20 protein-coding genes and 3 pseudogenes are annotated in these 24,177 nt (G+C 69.8%); 15 read left to right on the forward strand and 8 right to left on the reverse strand.

What is annotated here, in order from left to right:
- Positions 1-57 precede the first annotated feature (57 nt).
- On the forward strand, positions 58-630 hold the full coding sequence (locus tag J2853_RS11465; RefSeq protein ID WP_307557143.1) for a helix-turn-helix domain-containing protein: 573 nt from the start codon (positions 58-60) through the stop codon (positions 628-630).
- A gap of 165 nt (positions 631-795) precedes the next feature.
- On the opposite strand, the gene J2853_RS11470 is transcribed toward J2853_RS11465, so the two are convergent.
- On the reverse strand, positions 796-1,953 hold the full coding sequence (locus tag J2853_RS11470) for an MFS transporter (RefSeq protein WP_307557145.1): 1,158 nt from the start codon (positions 1,951-1,953) through the stop codon (positions 796-798).
- 274 nt (positions 1,954-2,227) lie between these two features.
- On the opposite strand from J2853_RS11470, the gene J2853_RS11475 reads away from it, so the two are divergent.
- The 3 genes and pseudogenes from J2853_RS11475 (at position 2,228) to J2853_RS11485 (ending at position 4,939) form a co-directional block, all read left to right on the forward strand.
- Positions 2,228-3,796, forward strand: a complete 1,569-nt coding sequence (locus tag J2853_RS11475; protein ID WP_307557147.1) for a DUF4158 domain-containing protein — start codon at positions 2,228-2,230, stop codon at positions 3,794-3,796.
- A 169-nt stretch (positions 3,797-3,965) separates the two neighbouring features.
- A pseudogene (locus J2853_RS48125) lies at positions 3,966-4,574 on the forward strand (Tn3 family transposase); the annotation flags it as partial.
- Positions 4,575-4,732: 158 nt separating this feature from the next.
- Positions 4,733-4,939 (forward strand): hypothetical protein, encoded by a 207-nt coding sequence (locus tag J2853_RS11485; RefSeq protein ID WP_307557151.1) that lies wholly within the window; start codon positions 4,733-4,735, stop codon positions 4,937-4,939.
- A gap of 800 nt (positions 4,940-5,739) precedes the next feature.
- Here the strand turns inward: J2853_RS11485 and J2853_RS47810 are convergent.
- From J2853_RS47810 to J2853_RS11495, 3 genes are all read right to left on the reverse strand, one after another.
- Positions 5,740-6,039 (reverse strand): TrmO family methyltransferase domain-containing protein, encoded by a 300-nt coding sequence (locus J2853_RS47810; protein ID WP_370879225.1) that lies wholly within the window; start codon positions 6,037-6,039, stop codon positions 5,740-5,742.
- 155 nt (positions 6,040-6,194) lie between these two features.
- Positions 6,195-8,693, reverse strand: a complete 2,499-nt coding sequence (locus tag J2853_RS11490; protein WP_307557152.1) for an ABC transporter permease — start codon at positions 8,691-8,693, stop codon at positions 6,195-6,197.
- A complete protein-coding gene (locus tag J2853_RS11495; protein ID WP_370879226.1) occupies positions 8,690-9,463 on the reverse strand; it encodes an ABC transporter ATP-binding protein in 774 nt (257 codons plus the stop codon). The genes J2853_RS11490 and J2853_RS11495 overlap by 4 nt, the downstream gene beginning before the upstream one ends.
- 133 nt (positions 9,464-9,596) lie before the next feature.
- Here J2853_RS11495 and J2853_RS11500 point away from each other — a divergent pair, with 133 nt between their 5' ends.
- The 6 genes and pseudogenes from J2853_RS11500 to J2853_RS11520 all read left to right on the forward strand — a co-directional run bounded on the left by J2853_RS11500 (position 9,597) and on the right by J2853_RS11520 (position 13,678).
- Complete coding sequence (locus J2853_RS11500; RefSeq protein ID WP_307557156.1) at positions 9,597-10,868, forward strand: sensor histidine kinase; 1,272 nt, start codon at positions 9,597-9,599, stop codon at positions 10,866-10,868.
- Complete coding sequence (locus J2853_RS11505; protein ID WP_307557158.1) at positions 10,856-11,497, forward strand: response regulator; 642 nt, start codon at positions 10,856-10,858, stop codon at positions 11,495-11,497. Before J2853_RS11500 ends, J2853_RS11505 begins: the two co-directional genes overlap by 13 nt.
- 145 nt (positions 11,498-11,642) lie before the next feature.
- Positions 11,643-11,879: a 3'-5' exonuclease gene (locus J2853_RS11510; RefSeq protein WP_307557160.1), complete on the forward strand. Its 237-nt coding sequence runs from the start codon at positions 11,643-11,645 to the stop codon at positions 11,877-11,879.
- Positions 11,880-11,982: 103 nt separating this feature from the next.
- A pseudogene (locus tag J2853_RS11515) lies at positions 11,983-12,242 on the forward strand (aromatic-ring hydroxylase C-terminal domain-containing protein); the annotation flags it as partial.
- A gap of 484 nt (positions 12,243-12,726) precedes the next feature.
- A pseudogene (locus J2853_RS48130) lies at positions 12,727-12,867 on the forward strand (zinc finger domain-containing protein); the annotation flags it as partial.
- Positions 12,868-12,919: 52 nt separating this feature from the next.
- Positions 12,920-13,678 carry a recombinase family protein gene (locus J2853_RS11520; protein ID WP_307557162.1) on the forward strand — a complete coding sequence of 253 codons (759 nt, stop codon included), beginning with the start codon at positions 12,920-12,922 and terminating at the stop codon, positions 13,676-13,678.
- A 53-nt stretch (positions 13,679-13,731) separates the two neighbouring features.
- Here the strand turns inward: J2853_RS11520 and J2853_RS11525 are convergent, their stop codons facing one another.
- Together J2853_RS11525 and J2853_RS11530 are read right to left on the reverse strand one after the other, a co-directional pair.
- The gene (locus tag J2853_RS11525) at positions 13,732-14,505 is read right to left on the reverse strand and encodes an SDR family NAD(P)-dependent oxidoreductase (RefSeq protein WP_307557164.1); all 774 of its coding nucleotides are present in this window, start codon (positions 14,503-14,505) and stop codon (positions 13,732-13,734) included.
- Between the two features lie 40 nt (positions 14,506-14,545).
- Positions 14,546-15,031, reverse strand: coding sequence for a MarR family winged helix-turn-helix transcriptional regulator (locus J2853_RS11530; protein ID WP_307557166.1), 486 nt, complete (start codon positions 15,029-15,031; stop codon positions 14,546-14,548).
- Between the two features lie 115 nt (positions 15,032-15,146).
- Here J2853_RS11530 and J2853_RS11535 point away from each other — a divergent pair, with 115 nt between their 5' ends.
- The 4 genes from J2853_RS11535 (at position 15,147) to J2853_RS11550 (ending at position 21,833) form a co-directional block, all read left to right on the forward strand.
- Positions 15,147-18,368 (forward strand): efflux RND transporter permease subunit, encoded by a 3,222-nt coding sequence (locus J2853_RS11535; protein WP_307557168.1) that lies wholly within the window; start codon positions 15,147-15,149, stop codon positions 18,366-18,368.
- 128 nt (positions 18,369-18,496) lie between these two features.
- A complete protein-coding gene (gene purB / locus J2853_RS11540) occupies positions 18,497-19,927 on the forward strand; it encodes an adenylosuccinate lyase (RefSeq protein WP_307557170.1) in 1,431 nt (476 codons plus the stop codon).
- Positions 19,928-19,959: 32 nt separating this feature from the next.
- Entirely contained in the window at positions 19,960-20,712 is a 753-nt protein-coding gene (locus J2853_RS11545) for a GNAT family N-acetyltransferase (RefSeq protein ID WP_307557172.1), read from the forward strand.
- A gap of 92 nt (positions 20,713-20,804) precedes the next feature.
- A complete protein-coding gene (locus J2853_RS11550; protein WP_307557174.1) occupies positions 20,805-21,833 on the forward strand; it encodes a DUF4037 domain-containing protein in 1,029 nt (342 codons plus the stop codon).
- On the opposite strand, the gene J2853_RS11555 is transcribed toward J2853_RS11550, so the two are convergent.
- Together J2853_RS11555 and J2853_RS11560 are read right to left on the reverse strand one after the other, a co-directional pair.
- Positions 21,830-22,135: a DUF3817 domain-containing protein gene (locus tag J2853_RS11555; RefSeq protein ID WP_307557176.1), complete on the reverse strand. Its 306-nt coding sequence runs from the start codon at positions 22,133-22,135 to the stop codon at positions 21,830-21,832. The two genes, J2853_RS11550 and J2853_RS11555, sit on opposite strands and share 4 nt — an antisense overlap.
- A 239-nt stretch (positions 22,136-22,374) precedes the next feature.
- Positions 22,375-22,725: a hypothetical protein gene (locus tag J2853_RS11560; RefSeq protein WP_307557178.1), complete on the reverse strand. Its 351-nt coding sequence runs from the start codon at positions 22,723-22,725 to the stop codon at positions 22,375-22,377.
- On the opposite strand from J2853_RS11560, the gene J2853_RS11565 reads away from it, so the two are divergent.
- Positions 22,694-24,133, forward strand: coding sequence for a Tn3 family transposase (locus J2853_RS11565; protein WP_307557180.1), 1,440 nt, complete (start codon positions 22,694-22,696; stop codon positions 24,131-24,133). The two genes, J2853_RS11560 and J2853_RS11565, sit on opposite strands and share 32 nt — an antisense overlap.
- Positions 24,134-24,177 lie beyond the last annotated feature (44 nt).

Genomic DNA, 24,177 nt, shown 5'->3' on the forward strand with positions numbered 1-24,177 from the left:
CCCGTAATGATCCGTTCTGCCATGAACTGATCATGCGAAACGACCGCGAGGCCCATCATGCGCCACACGTGCGCCTGCGGGGACGCGTGCTGCCTGCCGCTCCTCTTCCCCTCCCTGACCAACCTCGAGATCGTGCACGTCGCCGTGACGGAGAAATGCGTGCTGATCAGCGCACGCGACGCCGTGTCCCAGCCGTGCTGCCGTTCATGTGGAACTGAGGGGACTCGTCGCCATGGCAGCTACCTACGGCGCGTTCACCACGGCGCGGCCGAGGACCGCTCGGTGGTCATCGAGATCGAGGTCACCCGGTACCAGTGCGACAATCCCGGCTGTCAGCTGGCCACCTTCACCCACGACATCCCCGCGCTGGCGCCGCGACGAGCGCGGCGGACCCCCGCGATGCGCACCACACCGGAACTGCTGGCCCGCGCCGCAGGTGGCCGGACAGCCGCACGGTTGCGCGGCAAGCTCACCGCCCGTCAGCAAGCCGAGCTGGTGCGGATGCACGCCACCGGCGACTGCACCATCGCCGATCTCATGGAGGTCTTCTCCGTCGGTCGCGTCACCGTCTACCGCGTCCTCGACCGCACCAAGACGACGGGTACGACGGATGCGGAGGTTCCGCGTTAGCGCAGGTCATGGCTATATGTGTTGGATTCTTCGACAGGACTGCCGGGGTCCCGGGAGGTGTCGGTCTTATTAATCTACAACGTAAAGGCCATCCTTCGAAAGATCAAGATCATTTACAATGGACTGAAGACCTCCACCAAAAACACGGGCCGGTCGTCGGTCTCGTCAGGGGGTGCGGGGGCGCAGGGCGCCGGCAGAGGCCGCCATGAACGCCGCGAGGAGGGCGGGGATGCCGAGGGCCGTCGGAAGGCTGGTGAGTTCGGCGGCGCCGCCGATGATGGCGGGGCCGGCGACGAGTCCGGCGTAGCCGATGGTGGCGACCTGGGCGATGGCTTCTCCGGCGCGGGCGGGGTCGTGGTTTCCGGCGGCGGAGAAGACCTGGGGGACGATGGTGGCCAGGCCGAGGCCGAACAGGGCGAAGCCGATGATGGCGACGGGGACGGTGCCGATGAGCAGTGCGGTGCTGAGGCCGAGGGCGGCGAGGATGCCGGAGTAGCGGACCAGGCGTACGGGGCCCAGGCGTAGGGCGAGGTGGTCGCCGGCGAAGCGGCCGATGGTCATGGCGGTGGAGAAGACGGCGAAGCCGAGGGCGGCGAGGCCTTGGGAGGCGTCGAGGTCTTCGAAGAGGTAGACGGCGGTCCAGTCGTTGGCGGCGCCTTCGCCGACGAGTCCGGCGAAGGCGACGATGCCCATGAGGGCGATCCAGCCGGTCCAGCGGGCTCGGGTGGGGGTGGTGGTGCCGGTGGCGGGTGGGGTGTGGGGGAGGAGGTGGCGTCGGGCGTAGAGGGAGGCGAGGGCGAGGGGGATGCCGACGGCGGCGAGGGTGGTGCCGGCGCTGAGGCCGAGCCAGGCGAATGCTCCGCCGATGCCTGCGCCGAGGAGGCCTCCGATGCTGAACATGCCGTGGAAGGAGGACATGATCGGGCGGCCGTGGGCGCGTTCGACTTCGACGCCGTGGGCGTTCATGGAGACGTCGAGGGAGGCGTTGACGAGGCCGTAGAGGAAGAGGGTGGTGATGAGGGCGGGCAGGTTGGGGGCGTAGCCGGGGGGGATGGCGGTGAGGGCGGTGAGGATGGCGGCGGGGGTGATGAGGCGGGCGCTGCCGAGGCGGTCGGTGAGGCGTCCGGCGAAGCGCATGCCGATGACGAGTCCGGCGGCGACGGCGAAGAGGCCGTAGCTGAGTTGTCCGGCGCTGAGGTCGAGGTTGTGTTTGACCGCTGGGATGCGTGCGGCCCAGGTGCCGGAGACGGCGCCGAGGAGGAGGAAGAAGTAGGACACGGCTCGGCGGGCGTTGGTGGCTTGCCGGGTCGTGGGGTTGCTCATGGGCGTCCCCTGGGGTTTGTGGTTCGGGGGCGATATTCAATCATGTCCGGTGCCGGTGGACGGGTGCCGTTTGACGGGTGTCAGTGGGGGCCTGCCGGGATACGAGCGAAAGGGGCAATGGGCTCCCGAATCTGCTGGTCGGGGGAAGATGTACTCCGAGGTTGTCGGCCAGCAGGGTGGTCAGCTCGGTGTAGCAAAACCCGCGCGGCATCGGACTGCGCGTGCTGGATAGGCTGCGCTGCGTTACATCGGTTTTCTGCTCGGGGTCTGGGTTGTGACGGCGATCGATCGCACCGCGTATCCGCGGTTCAAGAGGGTGGTTCCCGCGCGGGAGCTGGTTGAGGCGTTCACGCCGACGGTTGCCGAGGTCGCGTGGGCGCGGGAGAAGACGCAGAGCGATCAGCATGTGCTGGCCTTGGTGGTGTGGCTGAAGTCGTATCAGCGGCTGGGGTATTTCCTGAAGCTGGACGAGGTTCCCGCGGTGGTGGTCGAGCACGTGCGCGATCTGCTGGATCTGTCCGGCGAGGTGACGGCCGAGCATGACGCGGACCGGACCGCGAAGTGGCATCGCGGGCTGGTCCGGGCGTTGATGGGCGTGAAGTACGACGCGGGCAAGGCCCATGCGATCGCCGAGGAGGCGATCCGCAGGGCGGTTACGACGAAGGACAATCCGGCCGATCTGATCAACGTGGCGCTGGAGGAGTTGGTGCGGGCGCGGTGCGAGCTGCCCGGGTTCTCCACGCTGGACCGGTTGGTCGCGGCGATCCGGGCGGAGACGAACACCGCGCTGTACGCGATGGTCGCGGCACGGATCGACCTGGCCGCCAAGGCCCGGCTGACGCGGCTGTTGTGGCTGGACCCGACATCGGGGCGCAGCGAGTTCGACCGGCTGAAGACACCGGCGAAGGCGGCAACGCTGGGCAAGTTCAAGCTGCGCCTGGCCCACCTGCAGGCGCTCGACGAGCTCGGCGCGACCGAGCAGTGGCTCGACGGCATCCCAGCCACGAAGATCGCGCATTTCGCCGGGGAGGCCCGGGTGACCGACGTGGGCGACATGCGGGACATCGGTGACGCGAAGCGGTGGACGCTGCTGGCGAGCCTGATCCACGAGTGCCGGACCGCGGCTCGGGACGAGGTCGCGACGATGTTCTGCAAGCGGATGGCCGTGATCCACAAGAAGGGCAAGGAGCGGCTGCAAGAGCTGCACGAGCAGCATCGCGCCGAGTCCGAGCGACTGCTGGACGTGTTCGGCGACATCCTCGCCGGCGCCCGGGAAGCCACCGCACCGGCCGACGACGGCGCGGCCGCGGTCGCCGAGCGGACCGGTCGGTTGCTGCTCAAGACGCTGGCCGACGCGGGCGGGGTGGAGCAGTTGTCGGCGGCGCACGAGGTGGTGTCGGCGCACCACGGCAACAACTACCTGCCGCTGCTGGAGAAGTTCTACAAGAGCCACCGCTCGGCGCTGTTCACCCTGCTCGACACGCTGGAGCTGGAGTCGACCAGCGCGGATCACAGTGTGCTGGACGCGGTGGAGTTCCTGCGCGCGATCCGGGGCCGCACCGGCGAGTACGTCTCGCAGAAGGCCACCGTCGGGCACGGGGCCGACGCGGTGACCGTGGCGATCGACGTCGACCGACGTCGACTTCGTCACCGAGGCGTGGCGCAAGATCCTGCTGGTGAAGGACCGGCCGGGCAAGTTGGTGCGCCGTCACTTGGAGGTGTGCGTGTTCTCCTACCTCGCCTCCGAGCTGCGCTCCGGGGACATCGCGGTGGTCGGCGCCGACTCCTACGCCAGCCTGCACGCCCAGCTGATGTCGTGGGACGAGTGCGTGCCGCTGGCTGAGCAGTTCTGCGGCCAGGCCGGGATCCCGTCGGACCCGACGGCGCTCACGGCGCACTACCGGGCGGTGCTGGGCGATATCGCCGCGGTGGTGGACGCCGGGTTCCCGCACAACACCGAGTTGTCCTTCGAGGACGGGCGCCCGGTCCTGCGCCGCCGCAAGGGCGCCGACCGGCGCCCGTCGGCGCTGGCGCTGGAGGAGGCGATCCACCAGCGGCTGAACGAGTTCGCGAAGCTCGACGTCGCCGGGATGTGGGGCGACGGGCGGGTGGTCTCGGTGGACGGGACGCAGGTGGACACGTGGGAGAACAACATCCTGGCCGAGTCCCATATCCGCTACGGCGGGTACGGCGGGATCGCCTACCGGCATCTCTCCGACACCTACATCGCGCTCTTCAGCCACTTCATCCCGTGCGGGGTGTGGGAGGTGGTCTACATCATCGAAGGGTTGCTGCGCAACGACTCCGACATCCAGCCCGACACCATCCACGTCGACACCCAAGGCCAATCCCTGCCGGTATTCGGGCTGGCCGCGCTGCTCGGGTTCGACCTGCTCCCGCGCATCCGCAACTGGGCCGACCTGAACTTCTACCGGCCCAACGCGGACACCGGCTTCGAGCACATCGACTCGCTGTTCGGCGACAACGTGATCGACTGGGGCCTGATCGAGACGCACTGGACGGATCTGCTGCGCATCGCGATCTCGATCGGCGAGGGCCGCCTGTCGTCGGTGACGCTGCTGCGCCGGCTGGGCAACAACTCCCGCAAGAACCGGCTCTATTGGGTGCTCGATCTGTCCCCGCCGGACGCGGTGCCGGTCACCACGCTGGACCTGGTGACGGGGGCGCTGTTTCCCGGCGACATCACCGCGGACGCGGCGCCGGCCGCCCCCGCGCCGCGCCGGACGAGGCAGCGTGTTACCTCGAAGAAGGGTTCCTGATGGCCACCACCCGCTGGGTCCGTTACGTGGTCCCGGTCGTGGTCGAGATCGACTGCGACAACGACGCGATCGACCACGGCCAGTTCTGCATCTACGACGAGAAGTTCGTCCGCCGTCACGCCGACGGGCAGATGGAGACGCACGCGCTGTGGGTGGCTAACCCGCCGAACGGGCGGATCCCGCCCGGCCCGCCGGGGTCCCAGTAGTACTGGCGCCAAAATCAACGGATATGCGCTCTGGCGTCTGTGACGTCCCGGAATGAGCCTTCGGCGGACGGAGCCCGAGACGGGCCGTCCGGGACCGGTGACCTGGGGAACGCCGTCCAGATAGGCCGTCCGGTGACTTGGCCGGTGGCAGAGAGCTATCCATAGAGTCTTCGTTCAACGCTTCGCGTTTGCCCAGGTCAGCCAAATCCGTTGGAAATTTCCCCCGTACTACCGGGACCCCGTAAGAGACCAACCCTGTTCGGCAAGCACACACCCGATATCGGACCGCTCCCAGCCCTTCAGGTCGATCGCCGAGAACCGGCGGATCAGGTCACGTAGTTGATCATCGGTCAGACGGGAGGCAACGATCATGGCGCAAACCCTACCTTTGCCCTGACCCTCGCCGTTCCGGAACTCTGAACCACCGGATTCGGCCAGATGGGCTTGGTACACAAGTAGCAAGCGATGCGGAAACTCGGACGCGGCACGCAGGGTCTCCCAACGATCCGTCCCCCGTCACACTCATGCTGCCAGCGGCTGACCGAACCAGGGCCGGACTTCGCCAGCTCTTCAAAGGCCGTCAGCGGCGGAGAGGTCCAGGCGGGCCCTCGCGCCAAGCTGCCCACCGGCTGACCGCAACGATCCCTACCTTGCCCTTCGCTGGAACTTCGGAAGTTCCGGGCCGTCGCCGACGCGCTCGACCGCTTCCGCTAACACGGCGCCGATCTCCGGACGAGGTCTGACGCCGCTGTTCTGGACCCATGTCGCGCCTTACGGCGAAGTCCGCTTAAATCACAATCTTAGCCTGGCAACGAACTGACGCTTTGAAGTGTTCTACGAACGAGGGCCGACGGGGGCGCGGTAGCTGGTGAGCATCTCGGTGGTCCAGGTCGGCTGGTGGCAACGCCTCGGGGCCCGAACTCGCTGAACCACGGTTTGATGTCGATCACCGGGGTTCCGTTGACGGCGTCGAGGTCTTCCACATGAAGGTCGAGGCCGTCGACCTTGAGAAGGCGGCAGCGGGGCGCGGTGGCAGCACCCGGCTGAGCGCCAGCTGGCTGCGAGGTGTTGTTCGAGGCGACCGAGTTCGGCGAGAACATCACCGTCGAGCAGTTGTGGGAATCGATCGAGGCGGTGGCCGCGGTCGGAGCTCCACGCCGCGGTGGACAAGATCTCCGATGTCGCGCCGCCGCCGGGCGCGGATCCGGACGGGGAGGTGCTGTAGGTGTCTGCGGGCAGCCGCGGGGCTCGGCGGTCACGGACGCTGTGACCGCGTCCTGAACGACCGGGCGGACAGCTCGCCGGCTCCGAGCACGAGCGCGGACGTCAGGACGACCACGAGGGGCAGGCCACCGAGGGCGATCGCCGGGATCGCGCGGTCCCCGTTGCTCAGCGCGTACACCAGCCCGGAGGCGCCGGGAACCGCTGCCGCTATGCCGACGACGCACGCCGTCACCGCGACGAACGCCGCCTCCCACCGGCCCACCCGTTGTCGCTGCGCCGGCGTCGCTCCCACCGCGTGCAGAAGCGTCAGCTCGGCCCGTCGGGCGAGGTTGCCGACCACGAGCGAGCTCACCACCGCGATCGCGATGTAGCCCCACAGGATCACCAGCAGGACCACCTGGAACGACGCCGGGTCGCCCACCGACGCCTCGGGATCGGACACGACCGGCGACCGCACGATCTCCACGCCCGGGTGGTCCCGAAGCCGCTCGGCGACGCGACTCGCGCCCTGCTGCTCCGTCGTGTCGCGCGACAGGGTCATCACCATGGCGGTCGCCTGCCCGGACGCCGTGGCGCTCCGGACATCCGCGAGTGGGAGCACCACCTCGCCGAAGCCCAGCCCGCGCCGATAGATAGTCGCGACCCGACGGTCGATCGTGCGGCCGTCGCCCAGCACCACGGTGACCTGATCACCGATCTCGGCATAGAGCATGTCCGCGCCTTGCACGCCCAGGGCGATCTCGTCAGGCGCGAGGACCAGCGGGCCACCTCCCCGAGGGTCGAGGTCGGCATATCGCGCGAGGCCGTCGCCGTCGGCCCCGAGGACCGGCAGCACCTGCCACGCGCTGTCGTCAGCCGGTCCGCGCACGACGACGGTGCCGGCCGCGACCTGGTCGACCGAGCGGATCCCGGGAGTCTCGGCGACCTTCTCCGCCGTCGAGCGGTCGATCCCGCTGGGACCGGCCATCACAACGAGATCTGCTCGTCGGCCGGCATCGACCTGGTCGCTCGCGACGGCTCCCGCCGACGCGTTGGCGAAGAGCTGGGTGCAGCTGAGCGTGACGCCGAGGACTGCCGGAGCCAGCACACCGCCCACCCGCGCCGCTCGCAGCCGGACGTTGCTCAACGCGAGGTACTGCGTCGCGCCACGCGTCGCCGGTCCCTGCACGATCCGCGCCGCCGAACGTACGACCCACGGGCTCAGCGGCCCGATCGACAAGGCGATCACCAGGCTCGACAGACCACTGAGCCCTGTGGCCCCGTCACCCGAGAACGCCCAGGGTGCGGCTGCCATCGCGATCCCGAGCGCCAGGACCGCCAGCCCGGCGGCGAGCCGGGTCCGGCTGCTGGACGGACCCGATGCCTCGTCGCCACCCCGCAGGCCCGACAGCGGGCTGCCGCGCCCGACCACCCGGCGGGCCGCGATCCGCACCGACGCCTCGGCGGCCAGCACGGCCACCACGACCGGGATGACGACGGGCAGCAAGCCCACGACCGGATCGAGGCCTGCGGGCAGCGTCCCGCTCCAGCGACCGACACCGACCATGCACGCCCCCAGGAGGGGGCCACCCACACTGCCGATGATCCCCGCCACGAGCGCGACGCGCCGGATCTCGCCGACCAGCAGCTGGCGGACCTGCCTGGACGTGGCACCGATCACGCGCAGCATCGCGAGCTCGCGGGAACGCTCCCGCACCTGGAGCGACGTCAGGGCCATCACGGTGAAGAGCGTCACGATGACTGTGAGTCCACCGAACGCGCCGGCGGCAGAGGTGAGCGTCGCCTTGGCCTGGCCCTGGCGCACGACCTCGAGTTCTCCTCGCCGCCCCTCGTCCCAGACCACGGCGCCGTGACGATCGACCAGCTCCCGCAATCCGCGAGTGCCCTCACTGCCGGGCCACACCCCGATCGCCGCGACCTGGTCGTCGCGCGCGCTGTTGCGGCCGATGTCGGCGCCGGTGAGGTAGATGTCGGCGGCGTCGACGCCGGTGTCGTCGGCGGAGGTCAGGCCCACGACCGTGAACCGGCGGGCCTCACCCCCGAAGGCGATGTCGACCGCGTCGCCAAGGTCGACGGACCGGTCGGCGGCCAGGCCACGGGGGAGCACGACCTCACCGGCCGACTGGGGCGTCGTCCCCGCCACGACGGTCCTGTCGCCGAGGGCCAGGGCTTCGCCAGGATGAGCCGTGACCGGGAGGGGGTCCCGACCGGCCAGCACCGCCGGCAGGACCTGGTCGACGACGACTCGCGCATCCGGCACCGTCCGGGTGACCTCGTCGACCAGCGACTCCGGGAGCAGCGCGCGGCCGGGCACGGCGATGTCGACATCCTCCTTCACAGGCACCGACTGCGGAGCCCCGATCAGGACCGGCGCCTTGGCGTACTCTCCCGTGCTGACCTGCCCCCGCAGTCCGGTCTCGAACAGCAGGCCGAGCGCGCCCAGCAGGATCGCCGAGAACAGGACGGTCGTGAAGACGGCGGCGACCTGTCCTCGCCGGCCCCGCCGGGTCAGCCGTGCGATGTCTTTCATGCCCGGCGCCCCAGCCGCGCCAGATGAGCCGCGATGTCAGCCGCGGACCCCCCGGACACCTCGTCGTGCCAGCGGCCGTCGGCCAGGAAGATGACCCGATCCGCCACCGCGGCAGCGGACGGGTCGTGGGTGACCAGCAGCACCTGCTGGCCGAGCTCGTCCACGATCGACCGCAACAACGTCAGGACCGCCTCGGCCGACGCGGTGTCCAGCGAGCCGGTCGGCTCGTCGGCCACGACCAGCTCGGGGCGGGTGATGAGGGCTCGGGCGATGGCCACGCGCTGTTGCTGACCGCCCGAGAGCGCTGCCGGGCGGCGCGCCAGAGTGTCGCCGACGCCGACCGCCGTGGCGAGCTCCTGCACGACCCGGGGATCGATCGGCTCTCCCGCGAGCCGCAGTGGCAGCGAGATGTTGTCGGCGGCCGACAACGCCGGGATCAGGTTGAAGGCCTGGAACACGACGCCGATGCGCGAGCGACGCAGCACGGCCAGTTCGGTCTCGCTCAGGCGGCTGATCTCCTGCCCGCCGAGGTGGATCGTGCCGGAGTCGGGCCGCTCCAGCCCGAGCAGGCAGTTCAGCAGCGTCGTCTTGCCTGAGCCGGACGGTCCCATGATCGCCGTGAACGTCCCCGGCTCCACGGTCAGGTCGATCGCGCTGAGCGCCGAGACCTTCGCCCGGCCACTGCCGTACGTCTTGCTCACGCCTCGGACGACGACGGGGCGAGGCGGCGCGTCCGCGGGCGCCGTGGACCGTGGTGTTCTCTGCTTCATTATGACAACTCTGGGCTCGCCGCGTGGCCCGCACCATCCCGTGGACGCTCCGTTGGGAGGTAGCGCTGCCGCTACCCCGGCGAGGCGTTGCGGGCCCACGGCGACGGGTGCCCGAGACTGTACGATGGTCGGCGTGAGCAGGGGCCATGGCAGCCGCGACAACCGGCCCGTCAACGCGATGAGCCGGCAGGTGCGCGCCGTCCGGCACCTGGCCGGGGATGCCGTCAGCAGCCTCACCGCCCTTGTGACGCTGGTGGTCGTCGTGGCGACCGCCCTGCTGTCGGTCGTCGGGATCGGGCTGGTCCTCGCCGGGCCCGCGTCCTCGGCCGTACGCCGCTGGGCCGATCACGAACGCTCGCGCGCCGGACACCTGCTCCGTAGGCCGGTCGCCTCCCCGTACCCACCGGCCGGCACCCCCGGACGCTCGGCCGTCCGGGCCCATGCCGACGGGGGCGCGCTGCTGCGCGACCTGCTCGCGGCGGCGCTGCGGGTGGTCTCAGGGGTCCCGCTCGCCCTGTTCGCCGTGGTCCTGCCCCTGATCTCGATCAACTCGGCACTGATCGCCCTCTTCTGGTGGGCGTTCCCCGCCGGCAAGCCGGCCGAATCCTTCTTCGCCGTGACGTCGTGGTGGGGCGCGCTGGCCTCGCTCGCCATCGCCCTGGTCGGCCTGGGGGTGTGGCTGATGGCGCCCGTCGTGGCCCGCATCGACGCCGTCTCGACGGCTCGCCTCCTGTCCCCGACCCGGCAGCAGGAGCTGGTGCTGCGCGCGCAGCTGGAGCAGGTCCGTCGTCGGTCAGCTGTCTCGGCCCACACCGCAGAGCTGCGACGCATCGAGCGCGATCTGCACGATGCGGCCCAGAACCGCCTCGTGGCCGTGACGATGTACGTCGGCATGGCCCAGCGCCAGCTCGAGACCGGCCGCGATGACCCCGGCCCGTCCTTGGCGAAGGCCCAGTCGGCCGCGTCGGACGCCCTCACCGAGATGCGCAGAGTCATCCGCGGCATCTACCCGCCGGTGCTCGCTGAGGAGGGGCTTGTCCCGGCCATCGGTGCGCTGGCGGACCTGTCCCCCGTCCCCACCCGCCTGCACGTCGACCGCCCGGCCCCGACGGCTGCCGCCGTCGATGCCGCGCTCTACTTCTCGATCGCCGAGGCCCTGACCAACGTCGTCAAGCACAGCGGGGCGACGGAGGCCGACGTGCAGCTCCGCTGGGAGGACGGCGATCGTGGTCCTGAGGTGCTGGTCGTCGTGACCGACAACGGTCGTGGCGGGGCAGCACCGTCCGGCGGGAGCGGGTTGTCGGGCATGGCGGCCCGGCTCCAGGCGCTGGGTGGTTGGCTGGACCTGTCGAGCCCGAGTGGCGGACCGACGACGATACGGATGGGACTGCCGTGCGAGCCGTGATCGCCGAGGACGACACGCTCCTGCGCGAGGGGCTGGTGTCCCTGCTCGGCCCTGAGGGGATCGAGGTCGTCGCGGCGAGCGCCGACGTCGTGGGCTTCTCCGCCACAGTGCTCGATCAGCGGGCGGACCTGGCGATCGTGGACGTGCGCATGCCGCCGACCTGGACGAACGAAGGCATCCAGGCCGCGGTCGACCTCCGGCGACGCCGGCCCGGGTTTCCGGTGGTCGTGCTCTCGGCGCACGTGGAGACCCGCTTCGTCGGCGATCTGCTCGCCGACGACGCCGGTGGCATCGGCTATCTGCTCAAGGAGCGAGTCGGCGCAGTGGCGGACTTCGTCGAGAGCCTGCGGCGGGTGGCGGCGGGGGGGACCGTGCTCGACCCGGAGGTCGTGACGGCGCTGATTCGGCGACGCAAGAGCCCTCTGGAGGCGCTGACGGAGCGCGAGCGGGAAGTGCTCGAGCTGATCGCCCGCGGAGACGGCAACCGTGAGATCGCCGCCGCCCTGCACGTGACCGAGGCGGCAGTGCTCAAACACGTGCGGAACATCTTCCTCAAGCTGGGCCTCCTCGCGGACGACACCCGGCACCGTCGGGTCGTCGCCGCGCTGACATACCTCAACCAGCAATGACCGCTGCTGCAGCACGCGTTCGCGTTCCAGGTCCACGACGCCGGGCACCCGCACCACCTCAACCGGCACGGCCGCGCGGACATCGGATGGGAGGCGACGACCAATGGCTGAATCCAGTACTCCATAGACCGCGTTCGACTACGCCATGGTCGACGTCGAGGGCAACGGCCAGCAACCACCCGATCTGGTGGAGATCTCGATCGTCGCGATCGAGAGCGGCACGATCGGCCGCCCGAGGAACTGGCTGATCAGGCCACCGCGGCCGATCACCGCGATGGCGCGGCGCTTCCATAAGATCACCGACGACCAGGTCGCCGGCGCTCCCAGGGGTCCCGGTAGTGCTGGCGCCAAAATCAACGGATATGCGCTCTGGCGTCTGTGACGTCCAGGGATGAGCCTTCGGCGGACGGAGCCCGAGACGGGCCGTCCGGGACCGATGACCTGCCGAGGACCGCACGGTTCCGCCGACCCTCGAGGAGTTCAAGCAGCGGCTGCGGGACGTGGAGCTGAAGCGGGGTCGCCTCTACGAGCTGATGCACGGCGGCCGCGGACTGCTGCTCGACCAGACCGGCCGGCTTTCGGTGGGGGCTGGGAAGAGCGGGTCGACCACGTCGTCGACGTCAGCGAGGAACTGGACGTGCCCGCGGCGCTGCTGCGGCCTGACGGCCACGTGGCGTGGGTCGGTGAAGACCAGCAGGATCTGATCAGCCAGCTGCCCAAGTGGTTCGGCGCTGCCGTCAGCTGAGCGCGCAGTTGTGGCTCGAAAGGGCAAGACCTATCTCCGGCCGAGTTCGGCGCGATCCGGTGCCGTACCCCGCCAGCTCGAAGCCCCCCCCCGCGAAGTACGCCGACCCCAGCAAGATCAACCTCATCGGGATTCCCGATCCGTAGGTAAGGACGTTCCGAGGTAGCGGGTGCTTCCCGGGATGTTCGAGTACCGGATCGTGACATCTGGTCCTGGTGCTTGGGGTGGTGGCGGCCGCGTGGGCGCCGGGCGGATTCCTTGATACTTCTGGGGACATCGATCTCTCGGTACAGGGCGGCGGCGCTCGGCGTCTTCGTGGCCCGCCACCACCTGTCGCTCACATCACCGGGCGACCTCCGGCCACGGCTGTCACGTTCCGCGATTCTCACAAATAAGCAGTTGTGACAGTTCTGCGAACAGCCCGATCCGAGTCGAAGATCCGCAGGCGCGATTCGCACAACACCTCTCACAACTACCCTTGGTTTTGACAGAGTTCTGCGAGATTGTCGGCATACAACTCGGACCCGACGACGCCGCGGCCGCGGTCGAACGCCACCCCTGCCCGCAATGCGACCTCCCCGCCGGCAGCGCCTGCCGCACCCGCGCTGGGAAGACCGCCGCGAAGTACCACACCGCACGGTTCATCCTCGTGCCCTCGCTACGGGACGAACATCACCGTGGCCGTCCCGGCCGACCGGGGACCGGGCAAGAAATGGACACAAGGCCCCGAGGTCGCCGCGGCGAAGCCGGAGACGAACGGGACGCCGATCCGGATCGGCTACGTCCGCTGCACCACCGCCACCCAGGAACTGCAAAGCCAGCTCGATGCCCTGGCGGCCGCGCACTGCACGCGGGTGTTCTCCGAAAAGATCAGCACCCGCATCAAGATCCGACCCGAACTGGAAAAGGCACTCACCCTCGCCCACGAGATCAAGACCGCCGCGCCGGACCAGCCGGTGATCCTCACCGTGCACGAGATGAAACGCCTCGCCCGCAACGCCGCCGAGCTGATGACCCTCTCCGCCCAACTGCAAGGCGGTGGGGTACAGCTGGAGCTGCTGACCGGGCCACTGACCGGGATCTACGACCCGCACGGCATGGGCTCCATGCTCTTCGCTGTCCTCGCCGTCGCCGCCCAGCTCGACCGCGACTACATCCGCGGGAAGACCCTCGAAGGCCAGCAGGCCGCCGCCGCACGCGGCAACCACGGCGGCCGACCTAAGGTGCTCGATGAGGACGACGTGCTCTTCGCCCGCGCGCTCCGCGACAGGGGAACCCCGATGCCCGACATCGTGAAGAAGCTGACCATCAAGACCGGCAAGAACACCGGCCAGCACCCCTCAGTCGCCTCGCTCTACCGCGCCCTCGCCGACAACGACGCCTGGCCAGGGCCTACAGCAACTCGTGGCACCGAGCCGGACCTCCCGCAGCGCTGACCAGCAGCGTTACGGACCCATTGCCCCTTTCGCTCGTATCCCGGCGGCCCCCCTCAGTGGACGGAGAGTCCTCCGTCCACGCAGATGGTCTGGCCGGTGAGGTAGGCGCCGGCGTGGCTTGCGAGGAGGACGGCGATGCCGGCGAAGTCGGTGGGGGTGCCGTTGCGGCCGGTCATGGTGCGGGCGGCGAGGGCTTCGGTGCGGCCGGGGATGGCTTGTGCGGGTTGGGTGAGGGGGGTGAGGACGAAGCCGGGGACGATGGTGTTGGCGCAGACGCCGTGGGGTGACCAGGCTTCGGCTTGGGAGCGGGTGAGGCCGGTGATGGCGGCTTTGGAGATGCCGTAGGCGCCGCTGTTTCCGAAGGCGCTGATGGATTGCTGGGAGCCGATGTTGATGATGCGGCCCCAGCCGCGCCTGGCCATGCGGGGGCCGAAGTGTTGTCCGAGGAGGTAGGGGGCGGTGATGTTGACGGCCATGGTCTGTTCGTAGTCGTCGGGGGTGAGGTCGTTCATGGGGTGGCGGATGTTGTTGGCGGCGTTGTTGACGAGGATGTCGATGTCGCCGAAGGGGGTGGTGGCTTGGTGGCAGAGGCGGGTGATGTCGTCGCGGTTGGCGAGGTCGGCGCTGATGGGTGCGGCTTGGATGCCGAGGTTGTGGAGGTTTTGGGTGGCTTCGTGAAGTTCTTTGGGGCGGCGGGCGGCGAGGATGACGGAGGCGCCGGCGCGGCCGAGGGCTTGGGCGATGGCGTGTCCGATGCCGGAGCTCGCGCCGGTGACGAGGGCGACGCGGCCGGTGAGGGAGAAGAGGTCGTCGAGGTACCCAGACATGCCAATGGAACCTATCATCCCACCTTTGGGCGGTGCTGGTTCATGGGGAGGTGGCGTGGTCCTGGATCGTTTCCATCTGCAGGGCGATGGCGGTGTCCTGGAGTTTGTCCATGACGGTGAAGAGGTCGTGCAGGGTGGCGGTGTCGAGGCGCTGGAGGAGGCGCCGGAAGTCGGCGAGGCCGGTGTCGGCGATCTGCTCGGTGAGGGTGCGCCCGGCGGGGGTGAGTTCGACGCGGCGGACGCGGCGGTCGTGGGCGTCCTCGCGGCGGGCGACGAGGCCGTGGCCGACGAGGCGGTCGACGATGCCGGTGACGGTGCCGAGTCCGACGCCGAGGTGATGGGCGAGATCCTGTCCGGAGGCGGAGTCGCGGTGGGAGAGGATCATGACGACTTTGAGCTGGCGCATGGTCAGGTTGGAGTCGAAGAGGGGCGAGGAGGAGCGGTTCTGGGCGATGAGTCGTCCCAGGTCGCGTTGCATTTCACCGATCTGGTCGATCAGCCGGTCCCGTTCGTCGTCCACACTCACCTCTCGCTTCCTGAGAAGGTTATCAGGATCACACGGCAACGTTAAATATTCGTATAAAGCGAAGTGTTAGTCTGGGGCGAATCTTATGATGACGTCCCCCTAGGAGCCCGCCCCCATGACCGCCCTGGCCAGGTTGAGCCTTGCCAACCGCAGCCTCGTCATAATGATCGCGCTGGTGTTGAGCGCGTTCGGCGCCTTCGCGATCCCCTCGCTGAAACAACAGCTGCTGCCATCGCTTTCGTTCCCGGGGGCGTTCGTGGTCGCCCCCTATCAGGGGGCCTCACCCGAGATCGTCGAGGAGCAGGTCACCAAGCCGATCGAGAGCAGCTTCCAGGGCATCGGCGGGGTCACCGAGCTGACCTCGACCTCCAGGGAGGGCATGGCGCAGGTTCAGGTGGCGTTCGAGTACGGCACCGACATCGACGCGGCGGTCGCCGAGATGCAGCAGGCGGTGTCGCGGATCGAGGCCCAGCTGCCGGCGGGGGTGGAGCCGCAGGTCGTGACCGGCGGCACGGACGACATCCCGGTTCTGGTGCTGGCGGTGAGCGACGGCGGTGACCAGCGGGAGAGGGCCGACACCCTTGAGCGGGTCCTGGTGCCGGAGCTGCAGGGCATCGACGGTGTCAGCGAGGCGACGGTGACCGGCACCCGGGACGAGAACGTGGTGATCGTCCCGGACGCCAAGGAGCTCGCCGCGCGCCGGTTGGCGCCGACCGCGGTGGCCGACGCGCTGCGCGCCAACGGCCAGTCGGTCGCGGCGGGCAACCTGACCGAGGACAAGACGTCGCTGACGGTTCAGGTCGGCAGCCGGATCACCTCGTTGCAGGAGCTGAAGGACCTCTATCTCCTGCCGGCCGCCGCGCCGCAGGCCGGTCAGCAGGCGCCGCCGCAGGGCCGTACGGCGGCCGGGGGGCAGCTCGGGCAGGTGCAGCGTCCCGCGGCGGCGCCCAAGCCGGTGAAGCTGAGCGATGTGGCCGAGGTGAGGTGGGAGCAGGCCGCGAGCACCTCTTTGACGCGGACCAAGGGTGAGCCGAGCCTGGGTGTGTCGGTGACGATGGCGCCGGACGGCAACGCGGTGGCGATCTCCCACGCGGTGCGTGAGAGGCTGGCCGATCCGGCGATCACGCAGGCGATCGGCGGTGCCTCGGCGGTGACGGTGGTCTTCGACCAGGCGCCGTATGTGGAACGTTCGATCGAGGACCTGGCGACCGAGGGCCTGCTGGGTTTGATCTTCGCGGTGCTGGTCATTCTGGTCTTCCTGCTGTCGGTGCGTTCCACGCTGGTGACGGCGGCGTCGATCCCGCTGTCGGTGGTCATCGCGCTGATCGCGTTGTGGCTGGGTGACTACTCCCTCAACCTGCTCACCCTGGGTGCGATGACCATCGCGGTCGGGCGGGTGGTCGACGACTCGATCGTGGTCTTGGAGAACATCAAACGGCACCTGGGGTACGGCGAGGCCAAACGCAAGGCGGTGCTGGACGGGGTGCGTGAGGTCAGCGGCGCGGTGACGGCCTCGACGCTGACCACGGTGGCGGTGTTCCTGCCGATCGCGGTGGTCGGCGGCATGGTCGGGCAGCTGTTCGCGCCGTTCGCGATCACGGTGACGGTGGCGCTGCTGGCCTCGCTGCTGGTGTCGCTGACGGTGATCCCGGTGCTGGCCTACTGGTTCTTGAAGGCGCCGGTGCTGACGGCCGAGGAGGCGCGGGCGGTTCGCGAGGCGGCCGAGGCCAAGGAGCTGCGCAGCCCGCTGCAGCGCGCCTATCTGCCGGTGCTGCGGTTCGCGACGAAGAGGCGGCTGGTCACCCTGCTGGTCGGTGTGGTGATCTTCGCGGGGACGATGGGCCTGGCCGGACGGCTGGAGACCAACTTCATCGACTCCACGGGGCAGGACACCGTCTCCCTCAGCCAGAAGATGCCGCCCGGCACCGATCTGGCCACGACGGACGCGGCGGCCAAGAAGGTCGAGCAGGTGCTGGCCTCCCTGAAGGACGTGAAGGCCTATCAGGTCAACGTGGGCGGCGGCGGCGGATTCCTGGGCGGGTCCGGTGGGGGCGGCGATCGTGCCTCCTACTCGGTGACGGTCGCCGAGGGCGCCGACTCCTCGGCGCTGGAGGAGACGCTGCGTGAGCGGCTGAAGGCCGTGACCGACGCCGGTGAGATCACCGTGGGCGGTGGCGGCGGTCCGGGCGGGTCGACCAACCAGCTCCAGGTGATCGTGCAGGCGCCGGACACCGAGACGCTGAACAGCGCGGCCGAGACGGTGCGCGCGGCGATGGCGGGTGTGGGCGGGCTGCGGGACGTGGCCTCGAACCTGGCGGCCAGCGCGCAGCGCATCGAGGTTCAGGTCGACCGGGAGAAGGCGGCGGCCCGGGGGCTGAGCGAGACGCAGATCGGGCAGTTGGTGGCGCAGCAGTTCCGCGGCGCGCCGCTGGGCCAGGTCACCCTGGACGGGCGGACCGGTGATCTGATCATGCGTGGCGGGGACGCGCCGGAGAGCCTGAAGGCGGTCGCCGCGCTGAAGCTGCCGACCGCGACCGGCGTGGTGAAGCTGTCGGATGTGGCGAAGGTGGCGAAGGTCGACGGGCCGACGCAGGTGACCCGGATCGACGGCGAGCGCAGTGCGACGGTGTCGGGTACGGCCACCGGCAGTGACCTGGGCGCGGCGACGACGGCGCTGACCACCAAGTTGGACGCCCTGTCGCTTCCGGCGGGGGCGACGTACACCATCGGCGGGGTGAGCGCGCAGCAGGACGAGGCGTTCGGGCAGCTGGGCGTGGCGATGCTGGCGGCCATCGCGATCGTCTTCATGATCATGGTGGCGACGTTCCGGAGCTTCGTGCAGCCGCTGATCCTGCTGGTGTCGGTGCCGTTCGCGGCGACCGGCGCGATCGGCATGCTGCTGGCGACCGGCACGCCGCTGGGGATCCCGGCGTTGATCGGCATGCTGATGCTGATCGGCATCGTGGTGACCAACGCGATCGTGTTGATCGACCTGATCAACCAGTACCGCGAGCAGGGGCTGGGCGTCGTGGAGGCGGTCATCGAGGGTGGCCGGCGCCGCCTGCGGCCGATCCTGATGACCGCGGTCGCGACGATCTTCGCGTTGATCCCGATGGCGCTGGGCCTGACCGGGTCGGGCGGGTTCATCTCCCAGCCGCTGGCGATCGTGGTGATCGGCGGCCTGCTGTCGTCGACGCTGCTGACGCTGGTGCTGGTGCCGACCCTGTATGTGATGCTGGAGCGGACGAAGGATCGTCTGCGCCGCACGCCGAAGGCCGGCCGGCACGAGGCCGAGGTGAAGGTCTACGACGCCGACGAGCTGGCGCCGGCCCGTTAGGACCTGTCCTCACCGTTTCACCGTTTGACCGATCGCCGTGCGGCTCGCGCCGTGCGGCGATCGGCCGTTTCGGCGGTGGCGGCCCCGGCGTGGGTTCGCCTTCGCGGGGCGCAATACAATGAGGGAACGTGACTGCCAAGCCGCGTATCCCCAATGTCCTGGCCGCCCGCTATGCCTCGGCGGAGCTGGCCCGTCTGTGGTCTCCCGAGTACAAGGTGGTGGCCGAGCGCCGCCTGTGGCTGGCCGTGCTGGCCGCGCAGGCGCAGCTGGGGGTGGAGGTTCCCGAGGCGGCGGTGGCCGACTACGAGAAGGTCGTCGACCAGGTCGACCTGGCCTCGATCGCCGAGCGCGAACGCCTCACCCGCCATGATGTGAAGGCCCGCATCGAGGAGTTCAACGCCCTGGCCGGGCACGAGCACGTGCACAAGGGCATGACCTCGCGGGATTTGACCGAGAACGTCGAGCAGCTGCAGATCCGCGACAGCCTGATCGTGGTGCGCGGGCGGTGTGTGGCGCTGCTGGCGCGGCTGGGGGCCCTGGCGGCCGAGCATTCGGGCACGGTGATGGCCGGCCGGTCGCACAACGTGGCCGCGCAGTCGACGACGCTGGGCAAGCGGTTCGCCTCGGCGGCCGATGAGCTGCTGGTGGCGTTCGCCCGGCTGGAGGAGCTGATCGCCCGTTATCCGCTGCGCGGCGTCAAGGGGCCGGTCGGCACCGCCCAGGACATGCTGGACCTGCTGGGCGGGGACCGGGCGAAACTGGCGGAGCTGGAGGACCGGGTGGCGGCGCACCTGGGGTTCGCGCACCGTCTCACCAGCGTCGGGCAGGTCTACCCGCGCTCGCTGGACTACGAGGCGGTGACGGCGCTGGTCCAGCTGGCCGCCGCCCCGTCCTCGCTGGCCAAGACGATCCGGCTGATGGCCGGGCACGAGCTGGTCACCGAGGGGTTCCAGAAGGGTCAGGTGGGCTCCTCGGCGATGCCGCACAAGATGAACACCCGCTCGTGCGAGCGGGTCAACGGACTGACGGTGATCTTGCGAGGGTATGCCTCCATGGTCGGGGAGCTGGCCGGAGACCAGTGGAACGAGGGCGACGTGTCGTGCTCGGTGGTGCGGCGGGTGGCGCTGCCGGACGCGTTCTTCGCCTTCGACGGGCTGGTGGAGACCATGCTGACCGTGCTGGCGGAGTTCGGCGCGTTCCCGGCGGTCATCGCCGCCGAACTTGACCGTTACCTGCCGTTCCTGGCGACGACGAAGATGCTGATGGCCGCGGTGCGGGCCGGGGTGGGCCGTGAGGCCGCCCACGAGCTGATCAAGGAGCACGCGGTCGCCGCGGCGCTGGCGATGCGTGAGCGGGGCGCGGGCAACGAGCTGGTGGAGCGGCTGGCGGCCGACGAGCGTTTCCCGCTGGACGCCGCGGCGCTGGAGCGGCTGCTGGGTGAGCGCATCGCGTTCACCGGCGCGGCGTCGGAGCAGGTCGAGGCGGTCGTGGCGCGAATCGGTGAGGTCACCGCCCGTTATCGGGACGCCGCGGGCTACGTTCCCGCCGCGATTTTGTGAGAAAGACGGTTGGTGAGAAAGGCAGTTCGTCGTTGAAAGACCGTGCAGTGGAACTGACCTCGGCCGGCGACGTGGTCGCCGCCTGCGGTGACGACACGCTGACCGTGTGGGCCGCGCAGGGGATGGGCCCCGGGGTGCGGGCGTGGTCGATGGGGGAGGCGGTGGTGGTGGCCAGCCCGGATCTCAACCGCCGCGACCGGCTGGCGGTGCACGGCCCCGCACCGCAGGTGGCCCGGCTGGTGGAGCTGGTATGGCCCAAGCTCGGCCCCTCCTACCGGTTGCTGGGCGATCGGGACCTGCTGGGTGAGCTCGTCGGGTTGGTGCCGGGAATGCGGCCCCTGGCGTCGTTCGAGTGGATGGACGCCGCCGGCCCGCCGCCGCCCGGTCGCGCTCAGCCGGGGACGGGCGGGTGGCTGCGGGACGCGGACGCGGAGGTGAGCGCCTTGCTGGCCGAGGCCTCCCCCTCGGCGTGGGCGACCCCCGGGGTGACGGGCATCCGCCGATGGGCGGGGATACGCGCCGACGACGGGACGCTGGTGGCCACGGCCGCCGACGCCTGGTCCTGCCCGCAGGTCGGGTTCGTCGCCGGGGTGGCCACCGCGCCCTCCCACCGGGGCAGAGGCCACGGCGAGAGGCTGTGCCGGTTCGTCTTCGAGGCGCTGGCCGCCGCCCACGGCCGGGTCGCGCTGATGGTCGACAGTGACAACCGCACCGCGATCGGCCTGTATGAGCGGCTGGGCCTGCGGATCCGCCCGGTCGCCGCCGTGGCCCTGGAGGGCGTCTGAGAGGGCGTCCTCAGGCGGTGGCGCGGGCGCCGGGGGAGCGGGAGAAAAACCGGGTGCGAGGCGCGGTCGCTCCAGGCAGAGTGGATGAAATGATGTCCAGTTTCATACCTGGTCTGGAGCTTTCGCGCACCTTCTACGCACAGGTCGTGCGGCCGCTCCTGACCGGTGTTCCCCATAGTGCCGCACTGATCGGCGCCGGGTCGGAGGTCCTGGCGTTCGACACCGAACGCTCCACCGACCACGACTGGGGACCGCGCGTGGTGCTGTTCACCGCCCCCCATCTGACCGGGCAGGTCCGGCAGGCCGTCATCGACGGCCTGCCGGAGGTCTTCTGCGGCTACCGCACCGTCGTCGGCGCCACCGGTGGCGTGCAGGTGAGCGACGCGGCCACCTGGTTCACCGACCGGCTCGGGTTCGACCCGCTGCGGGGCGTGAGCACCCTGGACTGGTTGTCGACCCCCTGGCAGCGACTGGCGGAGGTCACCTCCGGGGAGGTCTTCCACGACGGCCTGAACGTGTTGGAGCCTGCCCGTAGCGCGCTGCGCTGGTACCCGCCCGACCTGGAACGCTACGTACTGGCCGCGCAGTGGAGACGCCTGGCCCAGATGGAGGCCTTCCCCGGCCGGTGCGGGGAGGTGGGCGACGACCTCGGCTCGGCGCTGCTCACCGCCGGCCTGGCCCGTGACCTGATGCGGCTGGTGCTGCTGATGCGCCGCCGCTACCCGCCGTACGCGAAGTGGCTCGGCAGCGGGTTCGCCCGCCTGTCGGGTACGGCCGAGCTGGGCGAGGAGTTGTCGGCGGCGGTGGCCGACGACGACTGGCGGGCGCGCCAGGAGCACCTGGGCCGCGCCTACCGGCGGGTGGCCGCCTTACACAACCGGCTGGTTCCCCAGCCGGCGCTCGACACCTCGATGCGGAACTTCCACGACCGGCCGTTCCAGGTCATCGGCGCCCAGCGGTTCGCCGACGCCCTGAGCGCCGCCATCGGCGATCCGGTGATCCGGGCGCTGCCCCCGGCCGGGTCGATCGACCAGTTCGGCGACTCCACCGACCTGCTCACCCATCCGCGGCGGTGCCGCGCGGCGACACAGGCCGTACTGGACCTCCCGCCGGATCTCTAGGCCGCGACCGGCTGACGGTGGCGGGCCAGCATGCGCCGCTCGAACCACAGCGAGGTGAAGGGAGGCACCGAGCACGCCAGTCCCAGCACGATCACCTTCGGGCTCCAGCGCTCCACCCGGGCCGCGGCGAACACCCCGGCCACGTACAGCACGAACATCGCACCGTGGATCGGGCCGAAGATCTTCACTCCGAGGTCGCCGGTGTCGGCGATGTATTTGAAGAACATGCCGATGAGCAGTCCCGCCCATGAGCATGCCTCAGCGATCGCCACGTAACGGAACAGACGGAGTGCGGTCGGCACAGCGAGGCACCTTTCCTTCAAGGTCATCGGGGAACGGTTCCCCAGCCTAGAGGGGGGTGGGGGCGGTCCCGGTTCCGGGCCTTCGGCGAGGAGTGCCGGCCGGCCCGTCTGTCGCGAACGCCTCAGCGCCACGTCCCGCAGCGGTCCTGGGTCGCATCAGTCGAGGGCGTGGCCGCGCCCGGTCTTCAGGATCTCGTCGGAGAGCCCGGGTTCGACGTGGCGTACGGCGCGGGCGAGCATCAGCGCGCCGACCATTTCGCACGGTGCGCGGGGGACAGGTACCCCGCCACGACCCGCTCCAGCGGAGAGCCGTCCTGGCCCGGACCGTCCTCGATCATCTCGGCCAGGACGGCGAGCGAGGCGGCGAAGGAGGCGCCGCACACCTCCACGGCATCTACACCGACACGCAGACCGCCGGCTGGGCGAAGGTCACCGAAGCCGTCCACGAGGCGGGCGGGCGGATCGTCTCCCAGCTCGGCCACGTCGGCGCGGCCTCCCACCCCGACCACCACGGGGGCCGCCTGCCCGCCGGACCCTCGGCCGTCAACCCCGGCGAGGGTGTCCTTCACCGCCTCCGGCCCGAAGGACACCCTCACCCCTCGCGCCTACACCGCCGCTGAGATCGCCGACACCGTCGCCGACTACCGCCATGCGGCCGAGAACGCCCGCCGCGCCGGCTTCGACGGCGTGGAAATCCACGCCCAGGGACCCTACTTGATCCCGCAGTTCCTCAACCCCCGCCTCAACCGGCGCACCGACGCCTACGGAGGCAGCGGCGAGAAGCGGGCCCGGTTCCTCCTCGACGTCCTCGACGCCGTCGGTGACGTGTGGGGCAGCGACCGCATCAGCGTGAAGATGTCCCCGAGCTGGACCAGCGGAACCGCGTTCACCGCGGACGAGGAGACACTCGCCGACTACGACCGGCTGCTCGAGAAGCTCAACGACGGCAACCTGGCCTACCTGCACCTTCGGGGCGCCCCCGGCACCGTTGAGGAGCGCCTCGCCCTCTTCTCCCGCTACCGCGCCCACTACCGGGGCAACATCGTCGCCAACCTCGGCTTCACCCAGGCCCTCGGCAACGAGATCCTCGACCGGCGAAAAGCCGACGTCCAGCGGCCCTCAGCCAAGAAGCTGGAACAACAGATCAGGTCCCGGATGCCGGAGCGGTCCCTGCTGGGGATTTTGGCCCGGACCGCGTACTGGATCGAGTGGTGGCGCCGCTTCGGCCCGGCGTCGGGCAACGACCCGAAGCTGAAGGATCCCTTCGGCCGGTACGTCATCACCACGTTTGTCAATGGCACCAACATGGGTTCCTACGAGGCGGCCCGTCACATCGCCGGGGTGAGCGGTCACGAGCTGTCGATGGCGGCCAACCGGCACTTTTCTCTCGCCAAGCTGAACGAGGCCATCACTGACATCGTCAACGCGCACGCCAAGCTCGATCTGTCGCGGGCGTGGGGTGATGGGACGACTGTGGCGGCCGACGGCACCCACATGGACACCTATCTGAACAACCTCCTCGCTGAGACCTCCGTGCGGTACGGCAAGCCCGGCGGCATCGCCTACCACCACATCGCCGACACCTACATCGCGCTGTTCACGCACTTCATCCCGTGCGGGGTGTGGGAGGCGGTCTACATCATCGAAGGGTTGTTGAAGAACGCCTCCGAGGTGCAGCCCACCACCATCCACGCCGACACCCAAGGCCAGAGCCTGCCCGTTTTCAGCTTGGCCCATCTGCTGGGCTTTGAGCTGATGCCCAGGATCCGCAACTGGAAGGACCTGAACTTCTACCGCCCCGGCAAGCAGAGCAGCTACGTCCACATCGACGCCCTGTTCGGCGAGCCGGGCGCCAACGTCATCGACTGGGACCTGATCGAAAACCACTTTGAGGACCTGATGCGGGTGGCGGTCTCGGTGCGCGAGGGCGCTATCTCCTCCACGCTGTTGCTGCGTCGGCTTCGCTCCGGCTCCAAGCGCAACGCCCACTACACCTGAACCCCACCTGGACGTCGACTTCACCAAGCTCGGCGAAGCCGACA

Origin of the sequence: Streptosporangium lutulentum (genome assembly GCF_030811455.1) — a bacterium.
Lineage (GTDB): Bacteria > Actinomycetota > Actinomycetes > Streptosporangiales > Streptosporangiaceae > Streptosporangium > Streptosporangium lutulentum.

Bases quoted from the DNA above. Each gene is read 5' to 3' on its own strand.
- J2853_RS11465 (WP_307557143.1), top strand. From the start codon at position 58: ATGCGCCACACGTGCGCCTGCGGGGACGCGTGCTGCCTGCCGCTCCTC.
- J2853_RS11470 (WP_307557145.1), bottom strand. From the start codon at position 1,953: ATGAGCAACCCCACGACCCGGCAAGCCACCAACGCCCGCCGAGCCGTG.
- J2853_RS11485 (WP_307557151.1), top strand. From the start codon at position 4,733: ATGGCCACCACCCGCTGGGTCCGTTACGTGGTCCCGGTCGTGGTCGAG.
- J2853_RS47810 (WP_370879225.1), bottom strand. From the start codon at position 6,039: ATGTTCTCGCCGAACTCGGTCGCCTCGAACAACACCTCGCAGCCAGCT.
- J2853_RS11490 (WP_307557152.1), bottom strand. From the start codon at position 8,693: ATGAAAGACATCGCACGGCTGACCCGGCGGGGCCGGCGAGGACAGGTC.
- J2853_RS11495 (WP_370879226.1), bottom strand. From the start codon at position 9,463: ATGAAGCAGAGAACACCACGGTCCACGGCGCCCGCGGACGCGCCGCCT.
- J2853_RS11510 (WP_307557160.1), top strand. From the start codon at position 11,643: ATGGTCGACGTCGAGGGCAACGGCCAGCAACCACCCGATCTGGTGGAG.
- J2853_RS11525 (WP_307557164.1), bottom strand. From the start codon at position 14,505: ATGTCTGGGTACCTCGACGACCTCTTCTCCCTCACCGGCCGCGTCGCC.
- J2853_RS11535 (WP_307557168.1), top strand. From the start codon at position 15,147: ATGACCGCCCTGGCCAGGTTGAGCCTTGCCAACCGCAGCCTCGTCATA.
- J2853_RS11550 (WP_307557174.1), top strand. From the start codon at position 20,805: ATGTCCAGTTTCATACCTGGTCTGGAGCTTTCGCGCACCTTCTACGCA.